Below are 14989 nucleotides of genomic sequence, written 5' to 3'. Positions count from 1 at the left end.
TCGAGGGAAACCCTTTACCGAGGCGATTGTTTCGGCTAGCTTGCTGGCAATGCGAATTCTGCGCCGTGTGCTGGCGATTTCGGCTCTACTCGCCCTCGCGGCAACCGGTGTGGCCTGTGGTGAACAACACTCCTCCGATGTGGTGCGCATCGGTGTGAACGATCTCTCCCTGCCGCACTGGGATGTCTACAAGAAGAAGGCCGCCGAACAGGGCATCAAGGTGGAGCTCATCAATTTCACCGACTACAACCAGCCCAATCCGGCGCTGTCCCAAGGCCAAATCGATCTGAACAAATTCCAGCATCTGCGCTATCTGGCCAATTACAACGCGCGGAACAACGATACGCTGGTGCCGATCGGCGCGACCGAGATCTACCCGCTCACTTTGTATTCGAAGAAGCACAAGAACGTCGCCGATATCCCCAAGGGCGGTCAGATCACCCTCAGCAATAATCCGGCCAACCAGGTGCGCCCGCTGCTGAGTCTGGCCGCGGCGGGTCTTATCGTCCTCAAGGGCGGACCCACCTGGGATTCCAAGATCGAGGATGTCGACACCGGCGCGTCCAAGGTGCGACTGAATACCATCGACCCCACCCTCACCGCCCAATCCCTCGACAGCGTGGACGCCGCCTTCGTCGACGACGCCTTCGCCCGTCCCGCCGGTCTCGGCAAAAAAGAGACCATCTACTCCGACGACCCGGAACGCCCCGACCTCAAGCAGTACATCAACATCTTCGCCACCCGCGCCGTCGAGAAGGACAACCCCAAATACCGCAAACTGGCCGAGCTCTACCACGACCCCGAAGTGGAAGCCGCCATCCGCGCTGAGAAGGACTACGACGGCACCTTCAAAACCAACTCCCAGGCCGACCTCCAATCCACCCTCATCGACCTCGAATCCAAATTCCGCAAGTAGCCGCCCGCGCCGAGTGCCCCAGGGCACTCGGCGCGCCACGTCTGTCCACCGATGGCCGAAAGTGGGTAGCGGGGGTACGTCGGAGGTCGTCGCGGGGGTAGGCGTTCGAAGGATGTGTCCGATTCGTCGGGATTCTAGGGTTGATCGCACGGGCGAGCGAAGAGGAATCCGGTGGGACGAGACGTTTTTCGACGGTGGGCGGGGCTGGGCGCGGCGCTGATTCTCGCGGGATCGGTGGCCGGGTGCGGTTCGGCGGCCGAGGTCAACGGTCTGGAGCGGTTGCAGCGCCAGCAGTTGCGGTGGCAGCCGTGCGGGGACGAGAAGTTGGACGCGGCGGGCGCGGAGTGCGCCGATGTCACCGTTCCGCTGAATTACGCCGAGCCGCAGGGACGCACGATCACGGTCGCGATCTCGCGCGCCCGCGCCGCGGATTCGGCGCGGCGGCACGGCGTGCTGATCTCCAATCCCGGCGGTCCCGGCGCGTCCGGACTCGATACCGCCCTGCTCGAGGACGAAATACAGTCGGGCGGTTTGCGTGAGCGCTACGACCTGATCGGAATGGATCCCCGAGGGATCGGTCGTTCCACCCCGATGCACTGCGATTGGCCGACGCCCTCGGGACTGCGGGCGGCGGGACTCGACCGGGCGGGTTTCGAGAAAACCCTCGCGCTGCACGCGGATCTGGCAGCGCGCTGTCGCGAGACCGGCGATGCCTACCGCTACATCACCACCCGCAATACCGCGCGCGATATGGATCTGATTCGCGCGGTGCTCGGCGAACAGCGGATCAGCTATATCGGCACCTCCTACGGCACCTATCTGGGATCCGTTTTCGCGCAGATGTTTCCGGACCGCATCGACCGCCTGGTACTCGACAGCGCCATCGATCCGGTCCGCTATTCCGTCGGCATGATCCAGCAGATGGGCAAACCCAATGAGGTCGCCTTCGATGTCTGGGCCGGGTGGGTGGCGGCGCGGGACGGCGAATATCACTTGGGCGCCACGGCTTCGGCGGTGCGCGCCAAGATCACCGAACTGCTGCGGCGGTCCGCGCGCGAACCCATCACCGTCGGCGCGCAGCGAGTCGAAGCGCACGAATTGCCGCTGATCCTGTTCGAGGGGGTCGCGGGGAGCCAGGGCTACGTGTCGTTGGCGGTTCAGCTGCGCCAACTCCTCGACGCGGCCGAGGGCCGGGCGCAGGCCCCGGACAGCGAACTGGAGCAGACCCTGCGCGATGAGTGGGGTCCGGGTTCCGATAGCGCCGTGGAGATGATGATCCAGTGCGGCGACGCGCCCGCCCCGCGCGACCCGGACTGGTATTGGCGCAATCTCGAGGCCAGTCGCGCCACCGAACCCCTCTTCGGCTCCTACGCCAATCACCCCAGCGTCTGCGCGTTCTGGCCCGCTCCGGTGGAACCGCCCACCGTCATCGGCAACGCGCTGCCCTCGCTGATCCTGCAGTCGGTCATGGACACCCGAACCGCCTACGAGGAGGGAATCGCCCTGCACGGCATGATGACCGGTTCCCGATTGGTCACCATGCCGGACAAGGTGGCGCACGGCGTACTGGACAAGAGCGCGTGCGCGCGTGCGGTGGCCGCAGGCTATCTGCGCACCGGCGTCCTCCCGGAAGCCGATATGACCTGCGCGGCGGGCTGAGCGCTACGCCTCCTCGGCGAGACCGTCGGCCAGTTCGGCGAGGAATAGATCGATACTCTCGGCCTTGGCCTCGGGCGATTCGAGGCGTTCCCGCAGGATCGACTCGGTGCGGTCCAGGACCGCCGTGGTCAGATCGCCCGCGAGTTCGGCCTCGAGCCGGTCGCGAGTCCGCGACAGGTTCCGCAGACCCGCACGCCGCACCCGGATGGTCTCGGTCGCCGCGGTCTCCCGCAGACCGGCGAGGATGCCCTCGGCGTCCTCGCGGGCCTCGCGGTGGATGCGAGCGACCTCGGCCTCGGCCGCGTGCACGGCCGCGGCGAAGGCGCGTTCGGCGGCCGCGAGGTCGACCGAAGCCTTTGCGCTGTCGGCCATTTGGGTGTCGATGGTGTCCTGCGCGCGCCGCATGGCGGTTCGCACGGGCGGGAGGACCCACTTCGCGAGCACCCCGACGATGACGGCGAATCCGAACAGCTGGCTGAGGAAAACCGGCCAGTCCCAGGTGATGTCGTAGAGTCCGCTGCGGTCGTCGGTCATCGTCGTCCTCCGAGTACGCGATCGGCCAGCCTGCCTGCCAGCGGATCGAGGTGCGCGCCGAATCGGAGCGCCGATTCGGCGGCGTCGGTGCGCAGTCGCGCGGTGGCATCGGCGACCATAGCATCGGTTCGGCGCTGTTGTTCCTCGCGCGTCGCGTGCACCAACGCTTGTCCTTCCTTTCTCGCCTGTGCGCACATCCGCGCCGCCTCGGCCCCCGCCGCCGTGACCGCGCTGCGGTATCGATGTGCGGCCTCGGCGGAAATCGACTGTGCCCGTGCCTGATTCGCGGTGGTCTGCGCGACGCGTGCTGCGCGCTGCGCCAGCACCTCCCGGACGGGTGGCACCACCCAGATCCGGATGACGCCGAAGACGATCAGGAAGATCGCCAGTTCGACGAAGAAGGTGCCGTCGGGCAGCAGAAAGTTCTGTCCCGCTCGATGTTCGGTCATGGCGTTCACTTGCCGGGCGTCGCGAACGCGAACAGTGCCATGAAGGTCAGGTTGATGAAATACACGGCGTCGACCAGGCTGACCGCCATGAGATAGTTGCCGCGCAGCTTGCCTTCGGCCTCCGGCTGCCGGGAAATGCCGTTGATGAGCGCCGATCCCGCCATGCCATTGCCGTAGCCCGCGCCGATCGCGCCGCCGACCATCATGAGTCCGCCCGCGACCAGTGCCGCCGCTTGGACGATCGTCTCGTGGGTCACCGCTGCCATGGGTTTTCCTTCCTCTTTGAAGTTGAAGCTCAGTGGTTCTCGTGTTCGGACGCGGTGGCCTGGCCGAAATACAGGACGGTCAGCAGCGCGAAGATGAATGCTTGGATCAGCCCGACGAACAGGTCGAACAGTTTCCAGGCGGCATTGGGGCCCCAGCTGAGCCAGGCGGGCAGCAGGGCGATCACCGAGATCATCACGCCGCCCGCGAACATATTCCCGAACAGCCGCAGCGCCAGCGAGAGCGGTTTGGCCAACTCCTCGATGACATTGATGAGCACCATCGGTCCCCACCCCATATGCCCTTTGAGCACCTGCTTGACATGTCCGAGCGGTCCGCGCCGCGCCATGCCGGCGACCTGGTAGCCGACGAAGACGAACAGTGCCAGTGCGTAGGTGAAGTTGACATCCGCCGCCGGCGGTGCGATCAACTCGCCGCCGCCGTACTGCACGGGCAGCACCGACAGCCAGTTCGACAGCAGGACGAACACGAACAGCGTGACCGCCAGCGGTAGGACGAAGGGCGCGATGCGCAGTCCCACAGCGCTTTCCACCTGACCGCGCATTTGCACGGTCACGGTCTCGAAGAACAACTGCACCCCGTTGGGGACGCCGGAGGTCAGCCGCAGGCGCAGCAGAAAGGCCAGCGCGAGTACGGCGACCGCCGCGACGGCGGTGGCCGCGATGGTGTCGACATGAAATTCCATTCCCCATAGACGCGCGATTTCATGGTGTCCCACTTCGATTTTCGTCATCCGGTGGCCCTCGAAGCGGTGGTCCACGCGGCGGCGGCGAGCTGGAATGCCATGAGTCCGAAGAGGATTCCCAACCCGTCCGGTCGTGCTAGCACCCCGACGGCTAGCGCGACCACGGTGACGACGAGCAGTCGAAGATTCGACAGTGCCGCCAAATATCCAGTGCCGGAACCGGTTGCGCGGGCCACCCCGATCCGGGTGAGCCAGGCGTTGACCAGCCCCAAGGCGAGTCCGACGCAGACGAATGTCCCTAGAAGTATCCGATCCAGCCCCCCGGCCACGGCGAGAACCACGAGTCCCGCTGCGGCACAGGCGATGATCGGGCGGCGATCGACGTTGATCGACATCTGCCCTCCCTCGGCGATGAGTTGACGCTCCCGCGCCTACTACCAAATGTAGTACAAGAACCGAAGGAATGGGACATAGAGGACAAAAGAATCTGGTGCGACCCGGTCAGGCGCCCTTGCGCGCCGCAGGCTTCTTGACCGCCTTCTTCGGAGCGGCCTTCTTGGCCGCCTTCTTCGCGGCGGGCTTCGCCGCGGACTCGCCTGCGGCGGCCCGGCGACCACTCGCCTCCAGACTGCGCTGCAGCGCCGCCACCAGATCGACCACCTCGGCATCGAGTCCGGCGGGCGCGACCTCGGCGCGCGGTGTCACCTTCCCGGTGCCACTGGCGATCGCCTCGTCCAACACCTTCTGGAGTTCGATCTGATACTCGTCGGTGTAGAGGCTCGGGTCGAAATCATCGGACATGGTCGCCACCAGCGTCTCGGCCATGGAGATCTCCTGCGGGCGCGGTTCGGCCACATCCACCAGCGAGTCGAATTCCACCGAGCGCACCTCGTCGGGCCACAGCAGCGTCTGCAGCACGAGCATCCCCTCGCGCACCCGCAGCGCCGCCAGCCGCGTCTTCTGCCGCAGCGTGAAGTGCACCAGCGCGGTGCGATCGATGTGTTCGAGCGTCTTCGCCAGCAACACATACGCTTTCGGTGTACTGGAATCGGGCTCCAAATAGTAGCTGCGGTCGTAGAGGATGGGATCTATTTGATCCGACGGCACGAACTGCAGGACCGGGATCTCGTGCTTTTCCGCGGCGGGCAGTTTCGCGAAATCCTCCTCGGTCAATACGACCTTGTCGCCCTCGGGGGATTCGTAGGCGCGATCGATATCGGCGTACTGCACGGAGTTTCCGCAGACCGCGCACACCCTGTCGTATTTGATGCGACCGCCGTCCTTGGCATGCACCTGATGGAAGCGAATATCGTGATCCTCGGTCGCGGTGTAGACCTTGACCGGGACATTGACCAGCCCGAACGCAATCGAGCCCTTCCAAATAGCTCGTGCCATTGCTCAATCATGGCCGAACCCATTCTCCGGCGCGAGCGAATGCGCCATGACGCGCCGCACCCGCGCGGGCGCGGCGGCGAAAAGCGCCCGCATGGCGGCGGCCGTACCCGGTAGATCGGAGCGCCCCGAAAGATACGCCCGCTGCTGTTCGGCGGGAAGCTCGAAGAACAACTCGAAGAACAGCGGAATATCGGCGGGTGGCAGGGTGAGCAGCGTACGCAGTCCGGCGATTCGCAGCGCGTGGACCGCGCGGGCGGAAAGCGAAGCGGGGGAGTCGCCCGCCGCGACGGCATCGGCGGCGCAAAGGGTCGCGGCGACGCTGTATCCGGTCGCGGGATGGGTGAATCCGCCCGCCGCGCCGAACGCATGCCGCGCGGGTCGTGCACCCTGCACCGGAAAACGAACTCGCTCCACCACCTCCTCGGTGAAAGGTATTGCACGGGACCGCAATCGGCGTATCAACCGCTCGCGCAGCACCGAATGGCTCAGCGCGGGACGTCCGGCGAGGCACGTCTCCTCCAGCAGCATGGTCCCCGCGGCGAGCGGAACGGCGTAGAGGAACGAGGGCGGCGCCTCGGGATCGGCGCCGTTGTCCGGTCGCCAATCCATGAAAAATGGTTCGCAGACGCTTCCTTCGACGAGGACGCCGTAGGCGGTCTGCTCGGCCCGGCGGGGCGAACGCGGGATACCGCGAGCATCTATCACCCGGTCGGCGGTGAGTCGTCGCCCCGAGGCGAGAGTGACCGCACGTCGCGTCAGCCGAACGGCCCGGTCCGCGACGATCTCCGCACCCGCCAAACTCAGCGAGTCCCGCAGCCGCCCGGAATCGAGCACCGAATACGGCCGGTCGATTCGGAATTCCCGCCGCGCCCACGCCACCGGCGCCTCGACGGTCGCGGCGACGGCACCCGGATCGAGCCATTCGGGCAGTTCGTCGCGCCACGCGGCGTACGTCGCGGTCCACGGTCGATCCGGACGCGGGTCCACCGCGACAACAGCGAGGCCGCGGGTCCGACACCGGTGCGCCAGCGCCCGTCCGGCAGGGCCGAGCCCGACGACAAGCACCTGCGCGCGCATCGCGTCCTCCCTCGGTCCGGGCGAGCCTATGGCACCGTTACCGGCCCGGTAGCGTGTGGTCCGATGAATGGCGGAAGGGATGACAAGGTGACGCAGGGCAACGGACCGCAACCCCAAGACCCCGCCAACTGGTGGGATCAACCGATACCCCCCGCGAATCCGACCCCGCCGACATTCGACAAGTCGCAGCCGACCGTGATTTCCCAGCCGCCACCCTCGGTCGCCAGATCGAGCCCCACAGTGCAGCAGCCCTTTCCTTCGCCGCCGCCCTACCAGCAGCCGCCCGCCTATCCGCAACCCCCGGCCTACCAACCGAATCAGGCCTACCAACCGTCCAACCCGTACTACCAAGCCAATCCCGTTGCGCCCAAGTCGAACGCGGGCGTATTCATCGGCGTGGTGCTCGGCCTGGTCGTCCTCCTCGGCCTCGGTATCGGCGCGGTCGCCTACGTCACCCGCGACAAGGAATCCACGAACGCCGCCGAGGACACCTTCCCGACCCTCCCCCCGGAAACGACCTTCCCGCCGACGAACCTGCCGACACCGACCTTCGGCAGACCCACCGGCGCACCCAAATCCCCGACCGGCGCCAGACTCGGCTACGCCGAATACGGCGGCAAGGACTGGGATTTCAAATACGCCGATATCGCCCTGCACGCCGACTGGGTGTCGGGTCGCGACCACGACACCTGCGCCTCGATCGAGAAGCAGGGCAAACTCACCGCCCTCGGCTGCACCTACGCGGCCGAGTTGGTCTACAAGGCCGAGGGCGGTGGACTCATGCTGACCCAGTTCATCCTCGGCATGGCCGACGCCGACAAGGCCGCGGCCGCCATGGGCAAATTCAGCGACCGGGATCTGAGCCTGCGCAAGGGCACCTTCGTGGACAACTTCACCACCGGCAAGTGGAAGGACGGCAGCCAGAAGTCCTTCGTGGTGATCACCATCGCCACCGCGAAGGATGCCGTCGATCCGGCCCTGGTGCAGAAGTACCTGCACTACCGCAACGCCGACACCCTCGGGGCACTGATCTGGCGCTGAGCCTGCTCAGATGACGCCCGTGGCGAGCAACCCGCCGTCGACGCGCACCGTCTCCCCGGTGATCCAGCGCGCCGAGTCGGAGACCAGGAACCCGATCAGTTCGGCCACATCCTCGGGCACGCCGAGCCGCTTCATCGGATAGCCCGCCGCCACCCGCTCCTCGTCGGCCGAGTAGAGCGCGTCGGCGAATTTTGTCTTCACCACGCCGGGCGCGACCGCGTTGACCCGGATGTTCGGGCCGAGTTCCCAGGCGAGTTCCTCGGTGAGCCGGATGAGCGCGGCCTTGGACGCGCCGTAGGCGGCGATCATCCCGGTGGAGCGCAACCCGGTGACGCTGGCGACATTCACCACCGCGCCGCCGTGCTCGCGCATCCACGCCTTGTGCGCCTCCTGGATATAGCCGAGGGCCGCGACCACGTTGATGTCGAAGATCTTGCGGACCGCGCTCAGGTCGGCGTCCATGAGCGGCCCGTAGACCGGGTTGATGCCGGTGTTGTTGATGAGAATGTCCAGCGAGCCGAACTCGGAAACAGCCCGCTCGACGGCGTCGGCCCGGCTCTGCGCATCGCCGGAATTGCCCGCGAGGGCGACGACCTCGCCGCGATGGCCGAGTGCCCGCAGGTCCGCGGCGGCCTCCTCCAGCGGTTCCGGTTTGCGCGCGGTGATCACCACATTCGCGCCGCGGCGCAGCAGTTCGGCCGCCACCGCCTTGCCGATGCCCCGGCTGGCCCCGGAGACCAGCGCGCTCTTGCCAATCAGATCGTTCATACTCAAGGCACGTTACTGAACCGTCCGCGCGCGATCGTAGCCGCGGTCACACCGCGCGAATGCGGTCTGTTGGTGCGGCACAGGTAAAATCGGTTGTTCGTGTGCGCCGACCCGCGCACCCTACTGAAGTAAACCCGCTACCGCTCAGCACGCGCCGCCTTTTAGGAGATATCTGTGATCACCGCGACCGACCTGGAGGTCCGGGCCGGAGTCCGCACCCTGCTCTCGGCCCCCGGTCCGGCGCTGCGGGTGCAGGCGGGCGACCGGATCGGCCTGGTCGGGCGCAATGGCGCGGGCAAGACCACCACGCTGCGGATCCTGGCGGGCGAGGGCGAGCCGTACGCGGGCGCCATCCTGCGCTCCAGCGAGATCGGCTACCTCCCGCAGGATCCCCGCGAGGGCAATCTCGATGTGCTGGCCCGCGACAGGGTGCTCTCCGCGCGCGGCCTGGACACCCTGATCCGCGATATGGAGAAGCAGCAGGCGCTGATGGCCGAGGTGGCCGACGAGGCCGAGCGGGATAAGGCGGTCCGCAAGTACGGCCGCCTCGAGGAGCGCTTCTCCGCTCTCGGCGGCTACGTCGCCGAGAGCGAGGCCGCCCGCATCTGCCACAGCCTCGGCCTACCGGACCGGGTGCTCGGGCAGGCGCTGCGCACCCTGTCGGGCGGTCAGCGTCGCCGCATCGAATTGGCCCGCATCCTGTTCTCGGCCTCCGACGGCAGCGGCGGCCGCTCCGATCGCATCCTGCTGCTCGACGAGCCGACCAACCACCTCGACGCCGACTCCATCACCTGGTTGCGCGGCTTCCTGCAGAGCCACGACGGCGGCCTGATCGTCATCAGCCACGATGTGGAACTGCTCGACGCTGTGGTCAACAAGGTGTGGTTCCTCGACGCGGTGCGCGGCGAGGCCGATGTCTACAACATGGGCTGGAAGAAGTATCTCGACGCCCGCGCCACCGATGAGCAGCGCCGCCGCCGCGAGCGCGCCAACGCGGAGAAGAAGGCAAGCGCGCTCAAGGCCCAAGCCGCCAAACTCGGCGCGAAGGCCACCAAGGCCGTCGCCGCGCAGAATATGGTCAAGCGCGCCGAGCGCCTGATGGCCGAGTTGGACGATGTGCGCGTGGCCGACAAGGTGGCCAGGATCAAATTCCCGAGCCCGGCCACCTGCGGCAAGACCCCGCTCATGGCCGAGAACCTGACGAAGCTGTACGGCTCGCTGGAGATCTTCACCGGTGTCGACCTGGCCATCGATCGCGGCAGTCGGGTGGTGGTGCTCGGACTCAACGGCGCGGGCAAGACGACGCTGCTGCGCCTGCTCGCGGGCGTCGAACAGCCCACGGCGGGCGGGCTGGTTCCCGGTCACGGCCTGAAGATCGGCTACTTCGCCCAGGAGCACGACACCCTCGACGATTCGGCCAGCGTCTGGGAGAACATCCGCCATGCCGCCCCCGATGCGGGGGAGCAGGAGTTGCGCGGCCTGCTCGGCGCGTTCATGTTCACCGGTCCCCAGTTGGAGCAACCCGCGGGCACCCTGTCGGGTGGTGAGAAGACGCGTCTGGCCCTGGCGGGTCTGGTCTCCTCGGCGGCGAATGTCCTGCTGCTCGACGAGCCGACCAACAACCTGGATCCGATCTCCCGCGAGCAGGTGCTCGACGCGCTGCGCAGCTACACGGGCGCGGTGGTCCTGGTGACCCACGATCCGGGCGCGGCCGAGGCGCTCAATCCCGAGCGCGTCATCCTGCTGCCCGACGGCGCCGAGGACCACTGGTCCAAGGAGTACCTGGAACTCATCCAGTTGGCCTGATCCGTAATCCGGCGGGGCAGCGCGACACTCGCACGCCACGCCGGGAAATTCGGAACTTCTTCGCCGTAGGTGAGTTTCATCACAGTGACCCGTTGATCACGGCCTGCGGACAACCTAGCCTGGAAAGACGCTGCTCGGCGACTCGGAGGATAGCCATGAGCGACAGGCCCACATCAGGCAAGGCCACATTGGGTAAGGGCACGCGCGTCACCGGCAAGTCGCGTGACCGTCTACAGTCCCAGCTGAAGAAGCAATACGAGGCGGGGGCGAGCATTCGCTCGCTGGCGCGGGCGACCGGGCGCTCCTACGGCTTCATCCACAACGTGCTGGTGGAGTCGCATGTGCAACTCCGCAGCCGAGGTGGCGCGAATCGTCGCAAGAGCCAATAGGTTTCGGCGCGCGAATCGAGGCGCGGCTCAGTCCGTCCACTCTGGGACAGCGCCGTCGCCGTGCACCAGGAGGTTGCCGAGGCTCTGGAAGATCGGTAGACCGGTCTTGATCTCCAGATAGGCGAACTGCCCCTGCGGGTTGACCTCCAGGAAGTAGTACTCGCCGTCCGTGCCGAGCCGAATATCCAAGACGCCGAAGGACAATCCGAGCGCACCCATCAGGGTGGCCAGTGACTTGCTGACCGAGGCGGGCAGGGTATCGGGGCGGAACTCCACCGAGGTGTCGAGCCGGGAATCCACCCGGCCCACCCCGGCCTGCGAGTCGATGCGCACCGTCCACTCGACCCCGTCGACCCAGACCACGCGCAGATCGCATTCGGCGGCGATGTAATCCTGGAAGGTGGTGGGCGCGGAGCGGATACCCGCCAGCTTGGCGTAATCGGTCGCCGCGATGATCCGAGTCTCGGAGAATTCGGCGCGGCTGGTGCCGGTGCGCTTGTAAACCACCGGGCCGGGCCGGGATTCGACGAACCCCCTGGCCTCGTCCGGATCATTGGTGATGAGCGTCTCCGGGACGGCGAAGCCCGCGCGTCGCGCCGTCTCCAACTGGACGATCTTGCGGCCCGCCGTGCGATCCGCACCCGGATCATTGACCCACAGCGCCGGAATCGACCACAGCAGACCCTGGATGAACGCATCGCATTCGGCCTGCCGGTAGGCGTCGTCGGCGGCCCGGACCCCCGCGGGCACCACGCTCGGATGCGGCCGCCGCCACCACACCGCGCCCACCTCGTCCAAACCGATCAGATGCGACAGCGAGCGGGTGGTGCCGAGCCGATCGACCCGGAAACTGCCGAATTCCGTGGGGAAGTCGCGCAGGTCCAGGTGAATCGGGGTGAGCCCGTGCTGTTCTCGCAGCGTCGCCGTCATCGCCGAGGCGTGCAGATCCGCCGATTCGGACACTATGAGGACCGAACCCGGTGCCATCGTCGAATCCGCTCAGTCGAGACTGTCGCAGTTGATGCCGTCGTCGCTGCCCCCGGCCGACCTGGTCTGGCAGTAGGTATAGGTGGCGGGGGTGTAATCCGCGCGACCGGGCAGGCGCAGCCTGTCGGCCCAGGAAGCCGTGAGTTGTTGCAGCAGTTCGTCGCCCAGCGCCTCGGAGGGCTCCTCGGAGAGGGTCAGCGGGCGGTCGACCAGGTCGATGCGCAGGCGGCGGGTGAAATCGGCCGTCGCGCCCGCGCGGATGTCGACCATGACGGGGCGGCCCTCGGCGCAGGCGGATTGCGTTCCGCCCTCGCGCAGCCGGACGTCGTCGCGGCGGAAAGTCCAGATGCCCTCGGCGACGCGGACGGTGATCTCGCACTCGGACTCCCCGACGAGTAGACCGTGCAGCGGTGGGACGCGGTCACCGGTCGGGGCGATTCCGGAGCGGTGGAATGCGTCGGTCATAAGCTGTCTCCGATCTGCTCGCGATTTGCCAGGACCCCCGAGCGTGCTCTGGATCATAGCGCGCACCGGGGTCCGTTTGGACGGTATCGGGAGATTTCACAGCGGCCGGCAAACCCGATCTGGGCGTGGGATGCGCTAGCGCCGAAAGATTTTCGATGACCGGGAAACCATCCGGAAGCAATTTGACAGCTATTTTCAAACGAGAGGACCTGATCGTTTAGCCGCGAGTTGGCGGCCGTTCACCTGTAAGCGCGTTCGCGCTTACGCCAGGCGCTTTCGCGCTCGTAGCGCCGGGTCCCCTACCCGCTGTGGCATTCTCGCGCCGACAATTCCGGACCTACAGTCCGAGCAGCTCCGGCTGCTCAGCCAAGGCGCGGAACCGCTCGCCCGGATCGAGAACCAGCTTGCGCGCCGTCAGATCGAGTAGTCCGGCCACCACGGTGATCTCCGCCGACACCGTGCCGTCCAACTTCTCGACCCGCTGCGTCATCGAGAAGACTTTGCCACTGGCCCAACCGAATTCGCAGCTGATGGTGACCTCGTCCCCACCGCGCAGCTCGCTGCGGTACTTGATGGTGGTCTCCAGCACTACCGGCCCGACGCCCGAGGCGATCAGCTTGTCCTGTGGCAGCCCCGCCGCCCGCAGCAGCTCCCATCGGGCGTGCTCGGCGTAGCTCAGGTAGACCGCCTGGTTGAGGTGGCCCTGGGTATCGAGCTCGTAGCCGCGGACAACGACGGGCACGAAGAACGTCATAACCGGGTCAACCGCACGGTGCGAACCGAATGTTCCGGATCGACGCTGATAGGTGGGCCACAGCCGCGGCCCGACGGGCATTACCGGCTCTGTCATTTATTGCCGGTTGGCGTTGCGCTCGTCCAACCAGCGCGGCGCCTCCACGAAGTAGTTGTCGAACTCCTCCTGGGCCGCGATCAGCTCGGTGGGTGTGACCTCCCCGGCGGCGAGGCGTTCCAGCACCCGGAAATACGCGAAGCGTTCGACGCCGGGCATGAGCGCGATGAGGATGCGGGCCGAGCTTTCCGGTGCGGCCCCGAAGGCGTGCGGCATGAAGCGGGGCACGCTCACCGCGCCGCCCGCGCCGACGGTGACGATCCGGTCACCGGCCATGACCTGAAGTTCGCCCTCGGCCACGTAGAACAGCTCGTCGGATTTGGTGTGGTAGTGCGGGACGGCGCCGTCGGCGCCGCGTCCCATGGTCACCTCGAGGGTGCTCACCGATCCGCCGGTGGCGGGGGCGTCGAGTAGTAGTCGCATTCGGACCTCGGGTGTGCGACGCACCTCGGCGTCCTCCGGTTGGCAGACGGCGGCGGCTCGGTCGGGGGATTCGTTGGTCATGACCGACTCCAAGTGATTCGCTGATTGATAGTTCGCGACCAAACTATATGTCATCGAATAGAATCCGTCCATGTCCGAACACCGCACCGACGCCGTCGACGCGATCCTCGCCCAGTGGCGCGCCGAGCGCCCCGACCTCGACCTGGAGGCCATGGCGATCGTCGGCCGAGTCGGTCGACTGCACCAGGCGGCCGCCAGGGCCATCGAATCGGTCTTCACCGAATTCGGGTTGCAGCGCGGCGAATTCGATGTGCTGGCCGCGCTGCGCCGCGCGGGCGCGCCCTACGAACTCAACCCCTCGGTCCTCGCCGACACCCTCATGCTGTCCCGCGCGGGTATGACCGGCCGCCTCGACCGGCTCGAATCGGCCGAACTGGTGCGCCGCGTCGGCGATACCGTCGACCGCCGCGCCATCCGCGTCGCCCTCACCGACAAGGGCCGCGACCTGATCGACCGCGCGGTGACCGCGCACACCGCCAACGAGACCCGCCTGCTCGCGGCGCTATCGGCCGAGGACCGCCGCGAACTCGACCGCATCGCCCGGATCCTGCTGCACAGCCTGGAACCAGGGGATCAGCGGTAGCCGCGCCTACTGATCCGCTCGGCGGCGCACCGACGCTTCCACCAGGTCCAGGACGGCCGCCAGATTCTCACTGGTGTGTCCCGAGGCGATCCGGGCGATCAACCCGTCGAGCACCAACTCCAGGTAGCCGAGCAGCACATCGGTGGGCACATCGTCGCGCAGCGCGCCCTGCGCCTTGCGCCGCTCCAGGCGGGCCAGGGTGGCCGCGTTCAACTCCTCGGAGCGTTCCTCCCAGTTGGCCCGGAACTCCGGATCGGTGCGCAGCCGCCGCGCGATCTCCAAACGCGTACCCAGCCAATTGAATTGGGCCGGGTCGGCGAGCATATCGCGCATCACCTGGACCAGACCCTGATTGGCGGCGACATCGGCCATCCGCTCCGCGTCCTCCTTGGCCAGGGCCAGGAACAGCGCGTCCTTGTCGCGGAAATGGTGGAAGATGGCGCCGCGCGACAGACCGGTGGTCTCCTCGAGCCGTCGCACCGTCGCACCGTCGTAGCCGTATTCGGCGAAACAACCGCGCGCCCCGTCGAGGATCTGGGAGCGGCGGGCCGCGAGGTGGTCGTCACTGACCTTGGGCAATAAAGCCTCCGTACTCG

The 14989-nt window shown here is 66.9% G+C and carries 19 protein-coding genes; 6 read left to right on the top strand and 13 right to left on the bottom strand.

Going from position 1 to position 14989, the window contains the following annotated elements; all coding sequences use genetic code 11:
• Positions 1 to 49 precede the first annotated feature (49 nt).
• Together D5S18_RS33175 and D5S18_RS33170 are read left to right on the top strand one after the other, a co-directional pair.
• Positions 50 to 916 carry a MetQ/NlpA family ABC transporter substrate-binding protein gene (locus D5S18_RS33175; protein WP_120045085.1) on the top strand — a complete coding sequence of 289 codons (867 nt, stop codon included), beginning with the start codon at positions 50 to 52 and terminating at the stop codon, positions 914 to 916.
• A 171-nt stretch (positions 917 to 1087) separates the two neighbouring features.
• Complete coding sequence (locus tag D5S18_RS33170; protein WP_120045084.1) at positions 1088 to 2575, top strand: alpha/beta fold hydrolase; 1488 nt, start codon at positions 1088 to 1090, stop codon at positions 2573 to 2575.
• A 3-nt stretch (positions 2576 to 2578) separates the two neighbouring features.
• Here the strand turns inward: D5S18_RS33170 and D5S18_RS33165 are convergent, their stop codons facing one another.
• The 7 genes from D5S18_RS33165 to D5S18_RS33135 form a co-directional block, all read right to left on the bottom strand.
• The gene (locus tag D5S18_RS33165) at positions 2579 to 3109 is read right to left on the bottom strand and encodes a F0F1 ATP synthase subunit B family protein (protein WP_120045083.1); all 531 of its coding nucleotides are present in this window, start codon (positions 3107 to 3109) and stop codon (positions 2579 to 2581) included.
• Complete coding sequence (locus D5S18_RS33160; protein ID WP_120045267.1) at positions 3106 to 3558, bottom strand: F0F1 ATP synthase subunit B family protein; 453 nt, start codon at positions 3556 to 3558, stop codon at positions 3106 to 3108. The genes D5S18_RS33165 and D5S18_RS33160 overlap by 4 nt, the downstream gene beginning before the upstream one ends.
• Before the next feature lie 5 nt (positions 3559 to 3563).
• A complete protein-coding gene (atpE, locus tag D5S18_RS33155; RefSeq protein ID WP_120045082.1) occupies positions 3564 to 3824 on the bottom strand; it encodes an ATP synthase F0 subunit C in 261 nt (86 codons plus the stop codon).
• A gap of 29 nt (positions 3825 to 3853) precedes the next feature.
• The gene (gene atpB, locus D5S18_RS33150; RefSeq protein ID WP_120045266.1) at positions 3854 to 4576 is read right to left on the bottom strand and encodes a F0F1 ATP synthase subunit A; all 723 of its coding nucleotides are present in this window, start codon (positions 4574 to 4576) and stop codon (positions 3854 to 3856) included.
• Positions 4573 to 4923 carry a hypothetical protein gene (locus tag D5S18_RS33145; RefSeq protein ID WP_120045081.1) on the bottom strand — a complete coding sequence of 117 codons (351 nt, stop codon included), beginning with the start codon at positions 4921 to 4923 and terminating at the stop codon, positions 4573 to 4575. The genes atpB and D5S18_RS33145 overlap by 4 nt, the downstream gene beginning before the upstream one ends.
• Positions 4924 to 5029: 106 nt before the next feature.
• Entirely contained in the window at positions 5030 to 5923 is an 894-nt protein-coding gene (ku, locus tag D5S18_RS33140) for a non-homologous end joining protein Ku (protein ID WP_120045080.1), read from the bottom strand.
• A gap of 3 nt (positions 5924 to 5926) precedes the next feature.
• Positions 5927 to 7000 (bottom strand): lycopene cyclase family protein, encoded by a 1074-nt coding sequence (locus D5S18_RS33135; protein ID WP_120045079.1) that lies wholly within the window; start codon positions 6998 to 7000, stop codon positions 5927 to 5929.
• Between the two features lie 63 nt (positions 7001 to 7063).
• Here D5S18_RS33135 and D5S18_RS33130 point away from each other — a divergent pair, with 63 nt between their 5' ends.
• On the top strand, positions 7064 to 8041 hold the full coding sequence (locus tag D5S18_RS33130; protein ID WP_147404338.1) for a hypothetical protein: 978 nt from the start codon (positions 7064 to 7066) through the stop codon (positions 8039 to 8041).
• A gap of 6 nt (positions 8042 to 8047) precedes the next feature.
• Here D5S18_RS33130 and D5S18_RS33125 read toward each other — a convergent pair whose 3' ends face one another.
• The gene (locus tag D5S18_RS33125; protein WP_120045077.1) at positions 8048 to 8809 is read right to left on the bottom strand and encodes an SDR family oxidoreductase; all 762 of its coding nucleotides are present in this window, start codon (positions 8807 to 8809) and stop codon (positions 8048 to 8050) included.
• 174 nt (positions 8810 to 8983) lie between these two features.
• Between D5S18_RS33125 and D5S18_RS33120 the strand changes: the two genes are divergently transcribed.
• Complete coding sequence (locus tag D5S18_RS33120) at positions 8984 to 10615, top strand: ABC-F family ATP-binding cassette domain-containing protein (protein WP_120045076.1); 1632 nt, start codon at positions 8984 to 8986, stop codon at positions 10613 to 10615.
• Between the two features lie 155 nt (positions 10616 to 10770).
• A complete protein-coding gene (locus tag D5S18_RS33115) occupies positions 10771 to 11004 on the top strand; it encodes a helix-turn-helix domain-containing protein (protein WP_120045075.1) in 234 nt (77 codons plus the stop codon).
• Positions 11005 to 11031: 27 nt separating this feature from the next.
• On the opposite strand, the gene D5S18_RS33110 is transcribed toward D5S18_RS33115, so the two are convergent.
• The 4 genes from D5S18_RS33110 to D5S18_RS33095 all read right to left on the bottom strand — a co-directional run bounded on the left by D5S18_RS33110 (position 11032) and on the right by D5S18_RS33095 (position 13810).
• Complete coding sequence (locus D5S18_RS33110; RefSeq protein ID WP_120045074.1) at positions 11032 to 11991, bottom strand: MvdC/MvdD family ATP grasp protein; 960 nt, start codon at positions 11989 to 11991, stop codon at positions 11032 to 11034.
• Positions 11992 to 12003: 12 nt separating this feature from the next.
• Positions 12004 to 12456 carry a hypothetical protein gene (locus D5S18_RS33105; RefSeq protein WP_120045073.1) on the bottom strand — a complete coding sequence of 151 codons (453 nt, stop codon included), beginning with the start codon at positions 12454 to 12456 and terminating at the stop codon, positions 12004 to 12006.
• Between the two features lie 337 nt (positions 12457 to 12793).
• The gene (locus D5S18_RS33100; RefSeq protein WP_239004166.1) at positions 12794 to 13198 is read right to left on the bottom strand and encodes an acyl-CoA thioesterase; all 405 of its coding nucleotides are present in this window, start codon (positions 13196 to 13198) and stop codon (positions 12794 to 12796) included.
• Between the two features lie 108 nt (positions 13199 to 13306).
• Positions 13307 to 13810: a cupin domain-containing protein gene (locus D5S18_RS33095; RefSeq protein ID WP_120045265.1), complete on the bottom strand. Its 504-nt coding sequence runs from the start codon at positions 13808 to 13810 to the stop codon at positions 13307 to 13309.
• A 70-nt stretch (positions 13811 to 13880) separates the two neighbouring features.
• On the opposite strand from D5S18_RS33095, the gene D5S18_RS33090 reads away from it, so the two are divergent.
• The gene (locus D5S18_RS33090) at positions 13881 to 14393 is read left to right on the top strand and encodes a MarR family winged helix-turn-helix transcriptional regulator (RefSeq protein WP_120045071.1); all 513 of its coding nucleotides are present in this window, start codon (positions 13881 to 13883) and stop codon (positions 14391 to 14393) included.
• Between the two features lie 6 nt (positions 14394 to 14399).
• Here the strand turns inward: D5S18_RS33090 and D5S18_RS33085 are convergent, their stop codons facing one another.
• The gene (locus D5S18_RS33085) at positions 14400 to 14972 is read right to left on the bottom strand and encodes a TetR/AcrR family transcriptional regulator (RefSeq protein ID WP_120045070.1); all 573 of its coding nucleotides are present in this window, start codon (positions 14970 to 14972) and stop codon (positions 14400 to 14402) included.
• Between the last annotated feature and the right edge of the window lie 17 nt (positions 14973 to 14989).

The sequence above is a fragment of the Nocardia panacis genome (assembly GCF_003598715.1).
Classification (GTDB): Bacteria; Actinomycetota; Actinomycetes; order Mycobacteriales; family Mycobacteriaceae; genus Nocardia; species Nocardia panacis.
The sequence above is the reverse complement of the archived record's forward strand: the minus strand, read 5'-3'. Positions and strand labels throughout refer to the sequence as shown.

Excerpts from the sequence above, each read along its gene's own strand:
- D5S18_RS33175 (WP_120045085.1), top strand. The coding sequence starts at position 50 with ATGCGAATTCTGCGCCGTGTGCTGGCGATTTCGGCTCTACTCGCCCTC.
- D5S18_RS33165 (WP_120045083.1), bottom strand. The coding sequence starts at position 3,109 with ATGACCGACGACCGCAGCGGACTCTACGACATCACCTGGGACTGGCCG.
- D5S18_RS33160 (WP_120045267.1), bottom strand. The coding sequence starts at position 3,558 with ATGACCGAACATCGAGCGGGACAGAACTTTCTGCTGCCCGACGGCACC.
- atpE (WP_120045082.1), bottom strand. The coding sequence starts at position 3,824 with ATGGCAGCGGTGACCCACGAGACGATCGTCCAAGCGGCGGCACTGGTC.
- atpB (WP_120045266.1), bottom strand. The coding sequence starts at position 4,576 with ATGACGAAAATCGAAGTGGGACACCATGAAATCGCGCGTCTATGGGGA.
- D5S18_RS33145 (WP_120045081.1), bottom strand. The coding sequence starts at position 4,923 with ATGTCGATCAACGTCGATCGCCGCCCGATCATCGCCTGTGCCGCAGCG.
- ku (WP_120045080.1), bottom strand. The coding sequence starts at position 5,923 with ATGGCACGAGCTATTTGGAAGGGCTCGATTGCGTTCGGGCTGGTCAAT.
- D5S18_RS33135 (WP_120045079.1), bottom strand. The coding sequence starts at position 7,000 with ATGCGCGCGCAGGTGCTTGTCGTCGGGCTCGGCCCTGCCGGACGGGCG.
- D5S18_RS33130 (WP_147404338.1), top strand. The coding sequence starts at position 7,064 with ATGAATGGCGGAAGGGATGACAAGGTGACGCAGGGCAACGGACCGCAA.
- D5S18_RS33125 (WP_120045077.1), bottom strand. The coding sequence starts at position 8,809 with ATGAACGATCTGATTGGCAAGAGCGCGCTGGTCTCCGGGGCCAGCCGG.
- D5S18_RS33115 (WP_120045075.1), top strand. The coding sequence starts at position 10,771 with ATGAGCGACAGGCCCACATCAGGCAAGGCCACATTGGGTAAGGGCACG.
- D5S18_RS33110 (WP_120045074.1), bottom strand. The coding sequence starts at position 11,991 with ATGGCACCGGGTTCGGTCCTCATAGTGTCCGAATCGGCGGATCTGCAC.
- D5S18_RS33105 (WP_120045073.1), bottom strand. The coding sequence starts at position 12,456 with ATGACCGACGCATTCCACCGCTCCGGAATCGCCCCGACCGGTGACCGC.
- D5S18_RS33095 (WP_120045265.1), bottom strand. The coding sequence starts at position 13,810 with ATGACCAACGAATCCCCCGACCGAGCCGCCGCCGTCTGCCAACCGGAG.
- D5S18_RS33090 (WP_120045071.1), top strand. The coding sequence starts at position 13,881 with ATGTCCGAACACCGCACCGACGCCGTCGACGCGATCCTCGCCCAGTGG.